At 58.8% G+C, this 18,215-nt stretch carries 13 protein-coding genes and 3 pseudogenes; 3 read left to right on the top strand and 13 right to left on the bottom strand.

The window, feature by feature from the left end:
- Window positions 1–5 precede the first annotated feature (5 nt).
- A complete protein-coding gene (gene tnpC, locus BM43_RS01125; RefSeq protein ID WP_036052759.1) occupies window positions 6–1,586 on the top strand; it encodes an IS66 family transposase in 1,581 nt (526 codons plus the stop codon).
- 21 nt (window positions 1,587–1,607) lie between these two features.
- Here the strand turns inward: tnpC and BM43_RS01120 are convergent.
- The 13 genes and pseudogenes from BM43_RS01120 to BM43_RS41215 all read right to left on the bottom strand — a co-directional run.
- A pseudogene (locus tag BM43_RS01120) lies at window positions 1,608–2,690 on the bottom strand (IS256 family transposase); the annotation flags it as partial.
- Between the two features lie 103 nt (window positions 2,691–2,793).
- Window positions 2,794–4,041: an FAD-dependent oxidoreductase gene (locus BM43_RS01115; protein ID WP_036052762.1), complete on the bottom strand. Its 1,248-nt coding sequence runs from the start codon at window positions 4,039–4,041 to the stop codon at window positions 2,794–2,796.
- 217 nt (window positions 4,042–4,258) lie between these two features.
- Window positions 4,259–5,167 (bottom strand): SphA family protein, encoded by a 909-nt coding sequence (locus BM43_RS38165; RefSeq protein ID WP_036052765.1) that lies wholly within the window; start codon window positions 5,165–5,167, stop codon window positions 4,259–4,261.
- Window positions 5,168–5,283: 116 nt separating this feature from the next.
- Complete coding sequence (locus BM43_RS01110; protein WP_036052767.1) at window positions 5,284–6,060, bottom strand: cyclase family protein; 777 nt, start codon at window positions 6,058–6,060, stop codon at window positions 5,284–5,286.
- Complete coding sequence (locus BM43_RS01105; protein WP_036052768.1) at window positions 6,057–7,232, bottom strand: alpha/beta hydrolase family protein; 1,176 nt, start codon at window positions 7,230–7,232, stop codon at window positions 6,057–6,059. Before BM43_RS01105 ends, BM43_RS01110 begins: the two co-directional genes overlap by 4 nt.
- A gap of 71 nt (window positions 7,233–7,303) precedes the next feature.
- A complete protein-coding gene (gene kce / locus BM43_RS01100; RefSeq protein WP_036052771.1) occupies window positions 7,304–8,230 on the bottom strand; it encodes a 3,5-dioxohexanoate:acetyl-CoA acetone transferase in 927 nt (308 codons plus the stop codon).
- A gap of 17 nt (window positions 8,231–8,247) precedes the next feature.
- Window positions 8,248–9,387, bottom strand: a complete 1,140-nt coding sequence (locus BM43_RS37805) for an FAD-dependent oxidoreductase (protein ID WP_036052773.1) — start codon at window positions 9,385–9,387, stop codon at window positions 8,248–8,250.
- Window positions 9,388–9,442: 55 nt separating this feature from the next.
- Entirely contained in the window at window positions 9,443–10,423 is a 981-nt protein-coding gene (locus tag BM43_RS01090) for a VOC family protein (protein ID WP_036052775.1), read from the bottom strand.
- A 902-nt stretch (window positions 10,424–11,325) separates the two neighbouring features.
- Entirely contained in the window at window positions 11,326–12,237 is a 912-nt protein-coding gene (locus BM43_RS38160; RefSeq protein ID WP_080741998.1) for a LysR family transcriptional regulator, read from the bottom strand.
- A gap of 9 nt (window positions 12,238–12,246) precedes the next feature.
- Window positions 12,247–13,053, bottom strand: a complete 807-nt coding sequence (locus BM43_RS01080) for an IS5 family transposase (protein WP_036052779.1) — start codon at window positions 13,051–13,053, stop codon at window positions 12,247–12,249.
- Window positions 13,054–13,111: 58 nt separating this feature from the next.
- Window positions 13,112–13,279: pseudogene (locus BM43_RS42095) on the bottom strand (IS110 family transposase); the annotation flags it as partial.
- Between the two features lie 27 nt (window positions 13,280–13,306).
- Window positions 13,307–14,541 (bottom strand): annotated as a pseudogene (locus BM43_RS01075) (IS3 family transposase).
- Window positions 14,542–14,587: 46 nt separating this feature from the next.
- Window positions 14,588–14,875, bottom strand: a complete 288-nt coding sequence (locus tag BM43_RS41215) for a hypothetical protein (RefSeq protein WP_155296509.1) — start codon at window positions 14,873–14,875, stop codon at window positions 14,588–14,590.
- A gap of 704 nt (window positions 14,876–15,579) precedes the next feature.
- Between BM43_RS41215 and BM43_RS01070 the strand changes: the two genes are divergently transcribed.
- Both BM43_RS01070 and BM43_RS01065 read left to right on the top strand, forming a co-directional pair.
- Window positions 15,580–16,209 (top strand): hypothetical protein, encoded by a 630-nt coding sequence (locus BM43_RS01070; RefSeq protein WP_036052788.1) that lies wholly within the window; start codon window positions 15,580–15,582, stop codon window positions 16,207–16,209.
- The gene (locus tag BM43_RS01065; protein WP_036052791.1) at window positions 16,209–18,200 is read left to right on the top strand and encodes an integrase core domain-containing protein; all 1,992 of its coding nucleotides are present in this window, start codon (window positions 16,209–16,211) and stop codon (window positions 18,198–18,200) included. Before BM43_RS01070 ends, BM43_RS01065 begins: the two co-directional genes overlap by 1 nt.
- Window positions 18,201–18,215: the final 15 nt, after the last annotated feature.

The following is an 18,215-nucleotide window of genomic DNA, read 5'->3' as shown; positions in this document are numbered from 1 at the left end:
TCGGCATGCCGATCCAGGTCACCATCACCGCCGCCGAACTTGCCGCGCTGCTCGCGATACGCGAAGCGTATGGTTCGCTTCAGCGCGAGCATGAAGAAGTTCGCGGCACGCTGCGTCTCGTGACGGCGGAACGCGATCTCGCGGAGGAGCGGCTGCGCGCCTATCGGCACGAATTATTCGGCGCCAAAAGTGAGGCGCGATCCTCGGAACAGCTCGGTCTGTTCAATGAAGCCGAAGCGCTGGGCACGAAGGCGACGCCGGCGCAGGAAGACACTGCGGAATTGGCGGTTGCTGCGCATACGCGCAAGAAGCGCGGCCACCGCAAACCACTCGATCCCAACCTGCCGCGCGACGTCGTGCGACACGAACTGCCCGAAGCTGAACGCTTCTGCGCAAACGATGGGCACGCGCTCGTCGAGTTCGGCGTAGAGATAAGCGAGCAGCTCGATGTGATCCCCGAGCAGCTTCGCGTGATCCAGCACCATCGCGTCAAATACGCGTGTCCGTGCTGCGATCTCGGCATCAAGGTCACGCCGGCGCCGCCGCGCATCATCCCTCGCGGACTGTTGAGCGAATCCGCACTCGCGTGGATTGCCACCGGCAAGTACCAGTTCGGTATGCCGCTGTATCGCCAGGCCGGCCTGCTGCGTCGTTTCGGCGGCGACATCTCGTCGAACACGATCGCCGCCAGCATGGTCCGAGTTGGCCTCGCGACGCAGCCCGTGATCAACCTGATGCGTGACGCGTTGCTCGATGCCGAGCTGATCTACTGCGACGAGACGACGCTCCAGGTGCTCAAGGAGGAAGGCCGCCGCCCCCAAACGAAGAGTTACCTCTGGGCGCAAATGACCGGTTCGGGTGTCCCCATCCGCTGCTTCACCTATACGCCTGGGCGCGGCACCAAGCTGGCCGACAAGCTGTTCACCGGAATCCACGAAGGCGCGGTCATGATGACCGACGGCTACGAGCCCTACAACGACATCGCTCAACGTCACCAGCTCGTTCACCTTGGATGCTGGGTACACGTGAGACGGTACTTCGTCAAAGCGGAGGACAGCGTACCGAAGGCTGCCCGAACGCCCGATCTGCTCGCGACGCGCTTCATCAAGCTGATCGGAAAGCTGTTCGCTGCCGAGACGCGCAGTGAGACGTGGCCGTCGCAGCGACGACAGCGATTGCGACGACGCTACAGTGCACGCGTACTCGATGCTATCCATGCGCTGATGCTCGAGCAATCGCCGGGTATCGTACCGAAAAGCCTGCTCGGCAAGGGACTGACCTACTTGCGCGCGCAATGGCCGAAGTTGATCCGCTACCTCGAGAATGGCGACTGGCCCATCTCGAACAATCCCTGCGAAAACGCGATTCGCCCGTTCTGCGTGGGGCGCCGCGGCTGGTTGTTCTCCGACACCGTCGATGGTGCAAACGCGAGCGCCAATCTCTATACCTTGGTCGAATCGGCGAAGGCCAATGGCATCGACCCGTACCGATACCTCACCTGGCTGTTCCAGCGTCTGCCCCTGGCGAAGACTGTTGACGATTACGACGCGCTGCTGCCCTGGAAGATGCCTGCTGAGCTCCGCTGAACCGCAGCGTTACCCACCTCACACACTCCGACACCTTCTCTGAGGGGCGTCGTTCGTGGACCGCATACAGATGATCTTGCGAATCGCCGGGGGAAACGCGAAGAATGGGATCACGCGATCCCAGGCGTTGCGCCATGAGGCACTGACGGTCGGGAAGCGCTGTCCCCATTCGCCATCGGCAAACGCATCCAATTCGGCCTGGGCCGCTTCCGCGCTCGCCGCCGTGTAGATCGGCCGGATGGCCGCGGCCAGCCCTCGACGGTCTTTCCAACTCGCGTAATCGAGGCTGTTGCGCATCAGATGCACGATGCAGGTCTGCAGCGTCGTGGCCGGAAATACGGCTGCCAGCGCCTCGGGCATCCCTTTCAGTCCATCGGTGACGGCGATCAGGATGTCGTTCACACCACGCGTTTTCAGATCATTGAAGACCTTCATCCAGAACTTCGCGCCTTCGGTGCCTTCGATCCAGAGCCCTAGAATGTCGCGCGTTCCATCGGGCAACACGCCCAGCGCCAGGTAAATGGCCTTGTTTTTCACGACGGCGTTTTCCCGGATCTTGACCCGCAAGGCATCGAAGAAGACGACCGGATACATCAGTTCAAGCGGCCGGGCTTGCCAGGCCGTGACCTCGGCCATGACTTCATCGGTGACGGAGCTGATGAAATCCGGCGACACCTCGGTGCCGTACTGTTCGAGCAGAAAAGCCTGGATTTCTCGCACGGTCATGCCGCGTGCGTACATCGCCACGATCTTGTCGTCGAAGCCGGTGAAGCGGCGTTCGTGCTTGGGAATGAGCAGCGGCTGGAAACTGCCGTCGCGATCGCGAGGCACCTCGATACGGATCGGGCCGTCTTCGGTCAGGACCGTCTTGGCGCTTTTGCCATTGCGTTGATTGCTCACCTCAGCTGGCTTGGCCGCGCCCGACGCGTAGCCTAGATGGTGATTCATTTCACCACCCAGCGCGCGCTCGATCAGCGCTTTCTTGAGTGCCAGCGTTGCGGCGTTGATGGCATCGGCCGTCATCGGGCCATTGCCGAACTGCTCCAGCAGCTCGGCGGGAATCGCCGGCAACTCGGCCGGCATGGCTTTCGGTTTGCGAGGCATATGTTCTCCTTGGGACAAAAATATGCCTCGAACACAAAATTACGGACAGGCCCATCTACCATTTTCCTGTCCCAACTAAATCGCAAACTAAAAATATCGCTTTCTACGCGAGCGACTCCACACGAACAACGTGAAGTTCACGTAAGTCCATCGTTTCCTTCAGGACGTCCTGCGTATACCCCTGCGATAGCGATTTTTGAAGGAAAGAAGTCCGATCAAAGACGAAGTCGCGCAGATAACTCAACGGAGCTGGAACCTTGTGAAACATATGACCGAGTTTCTGCGCAAATGCTACGTGCGTATTGACGTAGTTAACGCGGATATCTTCAAACGCATTGAACGCCAGGCGAACCGCTTCTGCGTTTCGCAGATCGCAGCCCCGCAGTGAGCGAGCAATGAAGTAGCCGTCCTCGACAGCCATACCGAGACCATAGCCGGCATACGGCGAAACCGGGTGAACGGCGTCACCCAGGCACGCAACACGCCCCTTCGACCACTTCTGCAACGCACTGCGGTTATAGATTTCCCACTGGAAAGTAGAGGTGCTGAAGTCGGTAATCTCGACGAGGTCGCGGATCGGAGTGTCGAAATCCTTAACGATGTTTCGCACGTATGCCTTCGGATCGGCCGGGTGCGAAGTTCCTTCAGGAAACTTCTCGACAATCCACCACTCGAAACCCTCCTCGCCATGGCGGATGAGCGGAAAGTGCGACGCCTGATAGCGGGAAGAGTGCGACAGAAGCGCCCGGTCTCGCGGAATGTTCATCCCATTCGGCGTGCCACAGTGCGCTAGCCAAACCTTGATCCCGAGGTGGAAGAGGTTAGGATCACCGAACGCCTGCCTCGCGACCTTCGAGCGAATTCCATCTGCTCCAATCAGGATATCGGCTTCGACAGGTTCCTGATCCTCAAAAAGTGCCTGTACGCCGGTGGCCGTTTCGCAGTATCCCGCAACGCCGTGATTGACGTGAACAACGCCTGCAGGAAGAAGGTCGGCCATTCGCCTGCAGACTTCCGAGCGAAGCACACCATGAGAAAAGCGCTCAATGCCCGAAGCCACTTCTGCGTCACGTGACGCCGGCAGCCGCGCGCGAACCTTTCCCTTGTGATTGGTAAACCACATGGTCGCACCCGCTGTAAATCTCGTGAGATCAACGCCGTATTCGCGCAAGATCATGAGAACGGGGATCGAAAGCAAAACCGCGCCACCAATCGGCTCGACGTTGTTCTTCCGCTCAAAAATCTTGACGTCGAAGCCCGCTTTCAGGAATGCGAGCGCAGCAGAGACGCCTCCAGGCCCGCCACCTGCGATTGCCACACGACGACCAGGTCTCCAGTTAACTTCGCTCATTGTAATAGCCTCCTTCAGTTTTCAGATAGTACATTCTTTTTTCGCGCCGTTTATCGGGAAACGAAAATTGATACGACAAATGAATGAATGGAATTGATGCAAGCTGCAAACTAAGATCCGAAATGACACCCCGCCCTTTAGGCGTGATTTTTTCAGCACGTACTGCTCGTCCGAATATTCCGGCTTCACCTAAATGCTGTCAACCGAATCTTCTCCCTCAGCCGTTAAAGGGAACCGTGAACTCCAGCCATATCCTGTCCCCTCGCGGACGATTTTGAGCGCCGAATTCGTGTTGCCACTTCAGGACGACGCCAGAATATTGATTGAAATTGAAACGGACCTGAGGGCCAATCGCGTAGACGCGGCCGCGAAATCCGTTGTCGAAAACCGCACCGTTAAGCGTATCGTCCGTTGTCTGTTTTAAAACGTAACCCTGAATGCCGAGTTGCCACTTCGGAGTCACTGCGTAGCCTGCAATCCAGTCCAGGAAAGCCAGGTTGCCAGAGTGATACCCAGTCTGACGATCGGGAGAGTTTATTTCATATCCGGCCGTAACGGATGTCTCCACTTTCTCGAATGGAAAGTAGGTAATATTCACATTCGGCATGAAAGAATACGAGTTGATGCCGGTATTCGCGAGACGCGTGGAGGAAAAGCTCCCGGTCGGAACCGAGAAATCAAGGGCGAGCGTTGCGAAGAAGTAATGTTGCAGATTCGCGTAGCCAATGATTAACGGGTGGACGACGATGTCACCCAGTCCCCATCGTGAATCGCTGGCGCCACCGATGCCGATATTCGTGTGAACGAGAGGAACGACAAGTCCGGACGTGAACGTAAATGGCCCGGGCAGGTTTCCCCATGTATGCAGGATACGGGGCGTCTCGACGAACACGTCGGTCTTGAATCCGGGGACGGCGCTGCCACCATTGGGGCCGGCGAAGCGGTCAGCGGTATAAAAGGTCGTGTAGTTATAGAACTGGCTCGTACCAGGAGTTGGCACAATTCCGTTAAGCACGGTATTCACGCCGAGCGGGTAGCTTTGCAGGCCGTTTTCTGTCGCACGTGCGTCCGCGCACATGCATGCAACAGCGATTAACATCGCTGCACGCAGCTTGTTTCGATTCATCGTTGTCTCCAATATTTTTTATTTGCCCGCATCTGGCGCCCTACGCTTTATCGCAAGACACGACTCGCTGGCCTATTCTTGGAAGCCAATTGACGAGTCGCGCTTCAATTCCAACTTCAACCCTCGATGATCGCTACCGCGCGGGTCCATCCTGCTGAAGCGCCGCGAATCTTGAACGGGAAGCAGGAAACCTTAAAGCCGACTGGAGGTAATGATTCGAGGTTGTGAAGCTTCTCAAGATGGCAGTACCCCTTTAGCCGGCTCGCTTTATGCCCTTCCCAGATAAGCGATGCATCGCCCGTGGCCGCGTACTTTTCCTTTGTGTGAACGAAAGGTGCATCCCAGCTCCATCCATCGGTGCCGGTCACCTTGACGCCGTGTTCCAGCAGGAACAAGGTAGCTTCGGCGCCCATTCCACAGCCCGCGCTCACGTAATCGTCGGCGCCGTACCGAGCGCCAGCGGCCGTGTTGACGAGCACAATTTCAAGTGGGCTGAGCGTGTGGCCGATACGTGCCAGCTCGGTCTTAACGTCGTCAACCTGCACGACGTATCCGTCCGTGAAGTGCCGGAAGTCCAACTTCACGCCCGGTTGGAAGCACCATTCGAGGGGAACCTCGTCGATGGTTAGAGCGCGTTCCCCCTCGTCCATCGTTGATGCGAAGTGATACGGCGCATCCAAATGGGTGCCGTTGTGCGTGATGAGTTCGATACGCTCGATGGCCCACGCTTCACCGTCCGGCAGGTCCTCTTTTCTCAGACCGGGGAAGAATCCGGTCAACTCCGGAACCGACATCTTGTGATCGATATACTGGATCTTCGGCCGGTAGATAGGCGGGTCCGAGATGACGTCATTCTCAAGATAGATCGACAGATCAATAATTTGCGGGCTCACTTTCTGACTCCCGAGGCACCGAGTTCCGAGAACGTCTCGCTGATCCAGTCGGCGATGTAATCGCGTGCGTTTTCGATATTGTCCGCACTGACATGCTCAACGCCGCCTTCTCGCGGCGTAAAGAACTTCAGCTCGCGCTTGGGACTGTTCACTGCGCCTTCATACTGCGCGTGGGCGTACTCTCGGGGGATCTGACGATCATTCGAGCCGTGGGTCACGAGGAACGGTACGGTGATCTTGTCGATCACATTTTCCAGCGTAACTTCTGGCGCGAAGGCCATGAATTCGTCCAGCGAATTCTTGCCCCAAACCCACTGAACGTGCTCCCAGTAGTGAGGAACAGGTTTGTCGCCTTCTCGTGCCAGACGTCGCTTCTGAAGTTCACCCCAGTTGAAATTTGCGCCCCACGCGACACACAGCTTGAATCGCTTCTCGAAGGCAGCAGCTCGCGGTGCGTAATAGCCGCCCAAAGACCAGGCGCATGCCCCGATCATTTCCGGATCGATTTCACTGCGCGACTGCAGATAGTCGACAACCGCACCGGCCCACTTCTCGCTCTCGACGATGGCATAGAGCCCCTCAAGTCGAAGCGCTTCTCCAACGCCCGGCTGGTCGATCATCAACGTTGAGATGCCACGGCGTGCGAGCGCCTGCGCAATGCCTGCGCCGTAGATCATCTCTTTGGTGCTGTCCAGACCATTGAAATGGGCGATGCAAGGCGCGGGCGTTCCGTCGCGCCGGTCTGCCTTGACAAGCAGGCCCGCGAGAATTTTTCCCTCGTAAAGAATCTCTACTCGCTCGCAGTTCTCGTCATTCAACGCGATGAACTTCTCGAAGGAGTCGAGCATCTTCGCGTACGCAGCGCGGCGGGGCGCAAAGTCACGATTCTGGGCGCGCTCCGCTGTCAGATAGTAGGTCGCGGCGCGACCGTACTTCTTGCCTGCACTCAGCAAACGCTTTGCGGCGACGTCCTCTTCGGCCAGCTCCACGAGCGTATCCGCCTGCGCACACCATGCATCAAAGAATGCCTCCGTGCCAGCGTCGTCACCACTCTTTGACGCCTCGATGAGGTTGCGGCAGATCACGTCAATTTCGCCTACGTTCCCACCCATCATGATGGCGAGGTTGGTAGCAAGGTTCCACACGTAATTCGTCGGGAAATATTCAAGCATTTCAGTTACTCGATTTCAATTAGGATAACGAAAGTCATGGATGTCTTAAAAAGATTAGTGCCGATCAGATCCTAAATTGACGTTTGGGCGACCCCTTTGAGACCGAGCATTTCGCGCGCTTCGTCCGGCGTAGCGATCTCCAGCGAGAGTTCCTGCAGGATTCGCCGAATCTTTCGAACCTGCTCTGCATTCGACACTGCAAGCTTACCCCGTTCGAGGAACAGGCTGTCTTCAAGGCCAACCCGGACGTTAGCGCCGAATACCGCGCCGGCAGTCAACAACGACATTTGATGGCGACCCGCGCCGAGGACCGAGAACCGGTAATTTCCCCGGCCAAACAGACGGTCAGCGGTAGTACGCATGAACGCGAGGTTTTCCGGGTCCGGACCCATGCCACCCAGAATGCCAAATATTGACTGAATGAAGAAAGGCGGCTTGATGAGCCCTTCGTTAACAAAATGAGCGAGGTTATAGAGATGGCCGACGTCGTAGCACTCAAACTCGAATCTGGTACCCGACTCACCCAGTTGCTCGATAATTCGCCGGATGTCGCGGAATGTGTTGCGAAAAATGATATCTTCCGTACCCTCAACGTAGGGCTTTTCCCATTCGTAGCGCCATTCCTTGATTTTTTTCGCGGCCGGGTGAATCGAGAAATTCATCGATCCCATATTAAGCGAGCACATCTCTGGCTTGCAGATCAGCGGATATGCCAATCGCTCTTCGAGCGTCATGCTCGTGCTGCCGCCCGTCGTGATATTGATGACCGCATTCGTTGACGCGGCAACCTGCGGAACAAACTGTGCGAAAACAGCGGGGTCGGCTGTGGGCTTGCCATTCTCGGGATCTCTTGCATGCAGGTGCAAGATGGCAGCGCCGGCTTCGGCCGCCTCGACGGCTTGCTGTGCGATCTCAGCAGGCGTGAGCGGAAGATGCTCCGACATTGAAGGGGTATGGATTGCACCGGTTACGGCGCAACTGATGATGACTTTGCTCATCTTGTGACCTCTGAAATTCAGATGGGTTCGCTGAGGATGCTGTAGGCGTTGGAGAACGCTTCGTTGTATGCAGCGCCGGGACTGGCTTCACCGCGCCATTCGGCTTGCTCCCATTCGCCCAGCTTGATTCCGGTCTCATAGACGAGCTGGGCACGCGGAGCACGTCTTCGCCAAAACGCCTGCAACGTGGCTTCGATGTCGCTCGCACCGTCGACCATTTCGGCAAGAACGATCGAATCTTCAATCGCCATGGCTGCGCCTTCTGCCAGGTGCGGCGTTCCGGAATGGGCCGCATCTCCGAGCAGGACAACACGGCCCTGATGCCACGGTCCTGGGAGCATCACAGCTTCCATCGGGCGATAGACAACGGCGTCGGAGTCGGTAACGAGTTCTCGCAGTTCGGCGATGAGTCCGCCGTACTCATCCATCCGATCACGTAGCAACAAACTCAGTTTGTCCGCCGGCATGCGTGGGTTTCCTGGTTCGGCGCTCAGGAGAAACATGTACATCCCCGACTCTGAAAGGGGGACTAGACCAACTTTGGTCTTTTTTCCAAAATACATGCATCCCCAGTCAAGATCCTTGGGCCGCGGAAAGTTGTAGCGCCATACTCCCTGGCCCGTGTAAGTCGGCTGACTGGATACCCCAAAGAGCATCGATCGCATTTTCGAATACGCCCCGTCTGCACCGATGACGAGGTCAAACACTTCCGATTGACCGTCGGTAAATTCGACATTAACGCTGTCTCCCGTTTCCGCGACGCGTTCAATCGTGACGCCGAGTCGAACGTCTGTTCCCTGCGCCAGAACTGCTTCAGTAAGAATCGTGTGCAGAGCCGGTCGAGTGATGCCATTTACTGCGGGATAGCCCGGACCTGCGATATTGTGTGCCGCTGCCTCCGCGAGCACGTCACCGTTTGCGTTGCAAAAACGCCAGCCGTTGAAGCCGCGACCAACTCTGAGACATTTGTCTCCCAATCCAAGGCTGCGGAGCGCGCGAAGCATGTTCGACGGTTGGATAATCCCGACACCGTACACGGACCACTGCGGGTTCTTCTCGACGATGACGGCTTCAATATTCCGTTGCTTCAGAGCAATCGCAGCGCTCAGTCCGGCGATACCCCCGCCGACGATCAGAACTTTTTTTATAGCTGACACAAGTATCTCCTCGTTGGAGCCAGTTCTTGGCCCATCTCACTGTCGTGCCGAGCGCTTACGCAGACAGGTCGTTGTCTGCGTTCAGGAACTTGAACTCCCAATCGGGCGCTTCGCGGAGCCATTCCGGCAGGTTGTGAACGAAATGCGCATAGCCAAATAACGGGACACTCCACTCGCGAGGCACCCACGCGTCGTCGATGAAGTCGCCGTCTGCGCCATACTCCGCTTCGCCTCCCGTAGGGCACGGAAGGTAAAAGAAAAGTGCAGAGTCAATACGATGCCGGCCGAGCCCGAGATGCGACTTAGGCCAACCTTTGCGTTCCATGTAATTCGCGCCAGTCATGATCTCGTCGATATCCTCGACGCCATAGTTCGCATGGTGGAAGCGCGGCTGCCCGTCCAGTCCCGGAAATGGCAGGGACGCGTCCAGGAGAAACAGGGTGTGGTGGCTGTTGCTGCCGCTAGCACGGCTGTAGATGCCGAACCCACGTTGATAATCGGTGAGACGGAAATTGAGTCGATCCCGGAAAAACGCGAACGACTTCTTGAAGTCTTTCACGGCAAAGACCACGTGTTGAATCGTCTTGGGATGAGCGCGACGACGCCATTTGCGATGGGTATTCAGGCGCTTCACGACGCCGGGCGCATTCACCTGGTCGGGGGCGTTGATAACAGGGCGCTTGTGGAAGACAGAAAGCGCCATCGGCAGCCCGCAATCGGACAGAAAATGTGCGTCGCCGTGCTCGTCGAGCTTTACCTCGCGGTCAATAGAGAGGTTAGCGATCAGCGCACGAAGGGACTCGCTGCTGTCGACACCCCAAACTACTTCGCGCACGCCAGTACCGATAAGCGAACCGCGAGGAAGATTCTTGTCTTCGACCGATCGGACGATCACGCTAGAGCCATCGACCAGCGTAAAAACGGAACGCTCCGCGTCGCTTTCGGTTAGTGGCAAGCCAAAATCTTCGAAGAATCGCGTGCAGACAGCGATGTCATCTACACCGTACACCAACGTTTTGATTCCCAGGATAGTCATATCAATTACCTTGATTTTTGGACGCAAGTCTTCCCGGCATGCGATTGCTTACGCGCGCCTAAGGGACGTAACTTTCGGGAGGGTGCGGGCGGACGCCAGCGGACTAGGTATAAAGGGGGCAAGTCATGAAGCGTCTCCGAATCTTTCTGTGCCAGCGGCTAGAGCTATGCTCTTTGCGACAATGATCGTCGGGACTTCCGCGAAGCTCAACTTGTTTGCTTCAATGTGATCCATTCACCGCATGAATGGACCGTCGCTTCAGGGTAAACGCACGGAGAGTTTTGGCAGACGAATACTGGGCACTGCGAGCTCGCCCCGTAAGGCTCGCTCAGGAGCCGGAACTCAGGAACTCAATACGAACCGGTTGTTCTGACGGCGACGTCGAAGTTGTCTGGTCCGGCATGACTAGCCATTGGCATGTCGGCGGTAGAAGTGACACTCAAGGAACACATGATTGAGTGCGGGGCTAGTGCATTGTCCCGTCAGCCGTAAGGCAAGGCATGCTCAGCCGGTAGTCCCGAGTGTGATTGAGTTTTGCGTCGGTAGTACACGCGTGCGAGCCGAGGGCATGCGCGACGTGTGCGGGCAGCGTAGCGATTGACGCGTGTCCCGAGTCACCTTGAAGTGGAGTCAACAACGCCCCGCGGGGCGGTCACTCACGCGGGGACGTCTGTTCCTGCTACTGGCCATTGCGGGTTGTTTCACGTCCGGGTCCAGGGGCATACATGGGCGACGAAACCCTGCCCGTTTCTTCCGGAAGCTCCGTGCCTTTACCCATCGGTTTCATAAACCGTCTTGCCTTCACCATACGCGTTGTTCTGCAGCACGCCGCTGACGATTCGATGGGCTCTTGAGAACGAACGATTCTAAGGTCGGGGCGTTCACAGGAATTATTTTGAACGCTATTTCAGTAGCTGCTTTGCGAGCGAAACTGTCTGGTCTTTGAACCACGAAATGGCTGGATCATGTTGTTGATATTTGTGCCATTGAATCGTCTCTTTCACCGTGGGGAGACTGATGGGGCATTGTAAAACGCGCAGTCCATATCCCGACGCGATCACATGAGCGAGACGCGTATGTAATGTCGCAATTCTGTTCGTTCCTACGAGAAGCCGCGGAAGGAGTGTAAAACTGGGGGCGACAACTTCGCGCCGGCGATGCATGCCGCGTTCAAGAAGAAAAGTCTCATCGATTGTTTGAACTCTATTTACTCCCCACTGCACTGCGACGTGACCGAGCGCGAGATACTGATCGGCAGTCAATTTCTTCTTCACATCACCATTCCCCTCCCAAACCAGGCAGGAGAATGTATCTTCAAAAAGCGGCTCAGATGGGTGACCTGCAGCGTTGAAGAATTCCGGTGCGATCAAGATTTCGACCTCTCCATTCTCCAGCTTTTCTCGCGAATTTTCAGTTATGACTGATAGCTCAAGCTGGATCTTTGGCGCTGATTGCCATATCTTTCGAACAACGTCTGAGAGGAGAACCTCGATCACGTAATCCGACGCTACGATCCTTATTTTTCTTGTTGAGGTCGATGCATCAAATGTAGGCCTCACCCGAGTGATAGCCAGGATTCTCAGCAGTACATCGCTAACGGGCTCGGTGAGGGTCTCCGCTAACGGCGTGAGCACCATTGTCTTGCCAACCTGAACAAGCAGATCATCTGCGAAAAATTCACGGAGTCGGGCCAGACCGTTACTCGCTGCGGGTTGACTTAAGAAAACACGTTGAGCAGCACGGACAACACTGCGCTCTACCAAAAGAGCATCCAGCAATACAAGCTGATTGAGGTCAAGTTTGTTAAATCTCATTAGAGAGTGTTAGCAACTATTGCTAAGGTTTGCGAAATGAACAAGCATAAGCATAGCGAAGACAATAAAGTGGAGTCCGGCCAGCGTTTCAGGCAAACGCTCGTAGTCTCTGGTCAAGCGCCGGAAGCGATTAAGCCAGCCAAAGCTGCGCTCAACCACCCAGCGTCGGGGCAACAGCACAAAACCCTTTTTCGCCTCTGGCAACTTGACCACCTGAAGCTCGATGCCTTCGTCGCGCGCGGCCTCCGCTGGCTCCGCACCGGTGTAGCCTTGGTCAGCAAACGCGATTCTCACTGTCTGTCCCGTGGCGTGCTGCACCTGCCGCGCGAGCTCGCTCACTTGCGCGCGCTCCTGTTCATTGGCTGGCGTGACGTGAACCGCGAGCAGCTGGCCCAGCGTGTCCACTGCCATATGCACCTTGCTGCCGCGCTTGCGTTTATAGCCGTCATAGCCCGCACGCGGGCCACTCCCGCAAGTCGACTGCAATGTGCGGCCGTCAAGAATGACCGCGCTCGGCTGCCCACTTCGTCCTTGTGCCACGCGTATTACCGAGCGCAGGTCGCTCACCATCGCTTCAAAGCAGCCTGCACGAATCCAGCGTTGCGTCTGCTGATAGACCAGCTCCCACGGCGGGAAGTTGGTCGGCAGCATACGCCACGAGGCACCGGCTCGCGCCATCCAGCGCAGTGCGTTGAACATCTCGCGCAATTCGTATCGGCGTTGGGGGGCGTCGTTGCTCATCAGCGTCAGGTACGGTGCTGCGAAACTCCATTCTTCATCAGACACGTCGCTAGGGTAAGGTTTGCGTTTTTCCATCCGCCCAGGTTACCAGGTCTGAACCGCCCCGGATTTTGAGGAGATACCGTCTTGCCCGTCAAGCGATTGCGACGTAGTTCGCCCGATAAGGCTGTCGTGTCTTCAGAACGCCGAAACACAGATGCACAAGCTTACGCATTGCAGCGCCGAGTATAGACATGGTGGATTTGCCACGCGCTGCCAAGCGTTCACACAATGCCTTGATGTGAGGGTTATTGGACTTGCCCCTGCATAACCGGACACGCGGTCACGCTTAGGTTGGAGAATTTGCTCGCTGGCGAAACTCGCGCGGCGAGCGGTATTTCAAGGCGCTGTGCGGATGCGACTCGTTGTAGTGGTCGAACGCAATGGCCAGGTTCTGCAGCGCCGTTCGGGCGTCGGGCTTGGGCATCCACGAAACGTAATCACGCTTCATCGTTTTGACGAAGCTCTCGGCCATCCCATTGCTCTGCGGACTTCTGACGGGTGTCGTGACCGGCTTCAGGCCGATTTCCCGCGAGAACGTTAGCGTCTCGTCGGCAATGTAGCAGGAACCGTTGTCGCTCAGCCACTCGATTTCGCTGTCAGCCTTCGACGCACCGGCAAAACGGTTTTCGACCGCCTGAAGCATCACGCCGCGCACCATGTCGCCGGTGTAGCCGCCCGTGGTCGCAGCCCAACTCATGGCTTCCCGGTCACAGCAGTCCAGTGCGAAGACGACGCGCAAAGGGGCACCGTCGTCGCAGCGGAATTCGAAACCGTCCGAGCACCAGCGCACGTTGCTTCTGTCCACCGCGACCTTGCCATCGTGCCGACGCGTCGAGGGGACGTGACGAGCTCGGCGTTCGAGCAGCAGCCCGTGGCGACGCATGACGCGGTACACCCGCTTTGCATTGACGCGAGGTTGGCCCAGCGCGTCCCGGCTTCGCCTCAGCAGCGCCCATGCGTGCCGGTAGCCGTACGTGGGCAGGTCGGCAACCAGCTCTCGCAGTTCGGTGACGAGCGGCATATCATCCAGAACTGGCGTCTTGCGCCGGTCGACCCACTCGGCAGGACGCTTCGACTTGACCGCGAGATTCGCGCGCGACACCCCCAGGACTTCACAGACCGTCTTCAACGGTCGTCCCCCGTCAGCAATGGTGAGCGCGCAATCAATTTTTTTGCTCGACCGTACTCCACGGCTTCACGGAGAATTTCCACTTCCATCGTTTTTTTGCCCAACAGCCGCTGAAGCTCGCGAATCTGCTTCATCGCTTCGGCAAGGTCCGATGCCGGCACCACCTGTTCGCCAGCACTGACGGCCGACAGGCTTCCATCCTGATAGAGCTTGCGCTACGCGAAGACTTGGTTGGCATTCACCTGATGGCGACGAGCAACAACGGAAACCGTCGCGCCGGGCTCGAACGTCTCGCGCACTATCGCGAGCTTCTCCTCGACAGAACGCCGGCGGCGTTGCTCCGGCTGGGTCAGAACTTCGACCGGTTCTACGTTGTGGTTGGGCTTAAACATAGGCAGAAGACTACCTCATAATTTAAGCGTTACCCCGTGTCCGGTTTTAGCGGGGGCCGGTCCAGTTATAGCGTTTAGCGACGACGGCCGCCATGTAGAGAGCGAAGCGGCCGCGCCGATCACGGAGAGCCAGGTACTGCGCGCACGCCGCAGCGAGGACGCCGGCGATGACCTGTGGACCACGTTCAATCGCGTGCTCGTGGGATACGCGCCCGCTGCGCGCGGGCGAACTGCCGGTCCAGCGGCCGGCTATGCCGGCCGAGGGCGCGCGGGTCAGATGCGCCCCGCGCGGTGTGGGTGCTTCGGCCGGGGAAAGCGTGTGGTTGCGCTCCATCCTTTTGCGCCGGGTTAAGCGCGTGGATCTGCCATCGGGAGCCGCCCCTTTTCGACGCATAGCGCACGCCGGCACGGGCACAAGGGTAAAGGCTGCGCTGCGCTTCGCCCACGTCCTCGCCCGTTCGGTGCTCGGCTTCGCCTGCGCTCCGCATGCGGCCTGCGGGCGCGCCCTTGCGCCCGTGCCGGCGCGCGCTGAACCCGCGTCGAGGCGGCTCCCAATGGCAGATCCACAACCCGACACAAAAGGACGAAACCGTGAGCGCAACCACCCCCGACCGAATCACCCACACACGCGCGGGCGTTCCCCCCCGCACCCCCCGAGGCTCACCGCCTGGCAGGCATCCGTCAACCGGCTAATCGGTTGCGCGCGACGGCCGCGCATTGGCTTGGCTGCGCGGCCGACGCGCCGATTCGCGTGCTGCATCGCTGGGCGCGTCCGGACGACAACGCCCGCGCCGTTCGCTTGGAGGCAGTCATCGACGGCGCCGCCAAGCGCATCACCCTCTTTCGTCAACCGTCCGGCGCACGTAGAGCAAATTAAATCTGTCACTCCAGAATCCACGCCGAGAAAGACGTCCAGCACCTGAGTTGACGATTTTATTGACTGCTCGCCAAAATAATGTCGTCAATTCGCATATGTCCGGATTAACTTTGTCAATTCGCGTCGTAGACTTCGAAGCCCGATCGTAAGGCTTTGATCTTATGGACGATTCCCGGCACGCGATGCGGCCGGTGACGACGCCGCGCCCGCGCGGCTCGCCTCGGCTGGACGCCTTCAGCCTCAAACTCGATCGTCGACTGACGCTGTTCCAACGCGGCGCGCCCGAACTATGGTTGCTCATCGAGACGGATCCCGCCGTCCGGACATTTTGTGAGCGTCCCGGCTACGTGCAGGTTGGCGAAGCGCGCCGGCTCGTCGATTTCTGGGTTGAGTACGACAGCCGCCAAGAGTTCGTTCTCCTGTCTGACTCCTTCCCAGACACTCCGTACGCATCGCCGCAAGGTAGAGAACCAGGCGCAGTCCCCATCCGTTCGGTGAGGTCAACCGACCTGGCGGCTGCGCACGTCTGGATCGACAACTGGCGGCACATGTTGCCCTGTCTGGTCGCGACACGCGGCCTCGTCCCATCTTCACTCCAGCGCGCCGTCGAGACTTTCGTGACGATAGCGCACACGCTGCTCGAGATCGAGCGGGAGTTTGCGCTCGGCGATCCGGCACTGGTCCGCGCGGCCGTGTTTGGACTTCTGCACGCAGGACGCATCAGCGCGATCGACCTGCGTACCGAACCGCTGTCGCTGTTGACTCGCTTCACGGCGACTGGAGCGTCATGATGCCGCGACGCAAACCGGAATTCCAGGCGCTGGACCCAACGACGTGGCCGACCATCGCGTGGACCGAGTTCGACGCCGCCGCGCGCGACGCCATCCAGGCGCGTGCGAAGTCGATCGAGCTGTACGCGTGCGGCGCGACGATCAAGGAAATCGAACAGACTACGGGTATCGACCGTCGCCAACTCTACCGCCTGCTCGAACGTGCGCTGGCCGCCCATCCAGACGGACGCATCTACGGTTTTCGTGCGCTTCTCGCATACACGCGCGTGGTCGATTACGTCCGCATCAGTCCTGTCAGCGTGAGCGGCGAGCGCGGCAGCCGCGGCGCCGTTGGCGCGCTTTCGCAACTGCTCGAGCGTTTCCCAACACTCGCGGCGTGGTTGCAGTTGCAGATCAAGCAACATCGCGTAGCGCTGCTGGAGATTCGGACCGGAGGTGAGCTGCGCACGCGATTGCGCGGCCTGCGGGGGCTACACGCGGGCTTTCTGCAGCAATGTCGCCAGTGCGGTCTGGTGGCTGCGGACTATCCGTTCAATACGGCCAGCCACGCGATCCGATCGCTCTCGGCCCGCGTGAAGGCGGAATTGCTGCGTAGCTTCGGTACTGCCGCGCGGGCCGCCGGCGCGACTCACCTGAAAGGCCTACCGCGGGACGATAACTTCGCGGTTCCGGCCGCGACGCGTCCGTTTCAACTCGTTGAGTTCGACGGCCACCGGCTCGATATCCGGCTCAAGGTCGTGATGCACGACCCGCTCGGCTTCACGCATGAATTCGAGATCGAGCGCGTCTGGTTACTCGTCATCCTCGATGTGTGTACGCGCGCGGCGCTCGGGTATCGACTCGTGCTGGCGCGAGAGTATAGCCGCTACGACGTCATCAAGACCGTCGAGGCGGCGCTCGAGCCGCATCGGCCCCGGGACTTCACGATCCCCGATCTCGGCTACGGTCCCATGGATGGCTACCCATCCGAGCGTTTGCCGGAACTGGCCTACGTGACATGGGAGACCATCAAACTCGATAACGCGAAGGCGAATCTTGCCATCGAGACGCTGGCGGCTCTGTGCGAATTTGTGGGCTGCGAGGTCGCGGCGGGCCCGAAGCACAGCCCGGACGAGCGCCCTTACATCGAGCGCTTTTTTGGCACGATCGCAAGTCGACTGTCGTCGCGCTTGCCGGGCTACACCGGCAGCCATCCGCGTGACCTGCGGCGCGCGTTGTCGGACCCGAAGAGCAACCTGCGCCTGTTCGTGTCCTTTGACGAACTGGAGGAGTTGGTCGAACACGCGATCGCCAGTTACAACGGCACCCCGCATACGGGATTGAATAACGTCACGCCACTCGAGGCGATGGGATACTTCATTCGCGGCAAGCACACGCTCGTGAACTGGTTGCCGGAGGTCCGGCGTCGCACGCTTTGCCTGATGCAGTCGGCGAAACGCTGCCGCGTGCGCGCTTATCTCAATCAAGGGGCCCGTCCGCATATCAATCTTCACGGCGTCCGATACACGAATCCGGTTCTGGCCTGCAGCACCGGGTTGATCGGCAAGCAGTTGCTCGTCTACCTGAACGCCGACGATCTGCGAAGCGTGCGTGCGTTCCTGCTGGACGGCGCCGAATTGGGCGTGCTCGATGCCCAGGGGGCGTGGGGCGTCGTGCCGCACAACCTGACGTTGCGGCAGGAAATCCGCAAACTCCAGAGCCGGAAGCGTTTCCGTGCACCGCTCGATTCCAACGCGATCGAGACGTACGTGCGCGGCAAATTCGAACGGGCGGGGAAAAACCGCCGGGCGGCGTCCGATTTGACGCAGGCGGTTCGCATCCTGGCCGCCGCACCGATCGTCCGTACGCCACCAGGGCCTGTGCCAGGATCAGGCTCGCCCACTGCGCCGGCGTCCGCATCACCTGTCGCGCCGCGGACGGCGCCGCAACAAACGCCCCGCGCGCGTACAGTCCCGCGCAAGCTCGCGATCGGTACCGGCCAGGTAGGCTGATCGACTACTTCCATG

It is taken from the genome of Burkholderia gladioli (assembly GCF_000959725.1).
Lineage (GTDB): Bacteria > Pseudomonadota > Gammaproteobacteria > Burkholderiales > Burkholderiaceae > Burkholderia > Burkholderia gladioli.
This window is presented reverse-complemented; position numbering and strand designations above follow the sequence as displayed.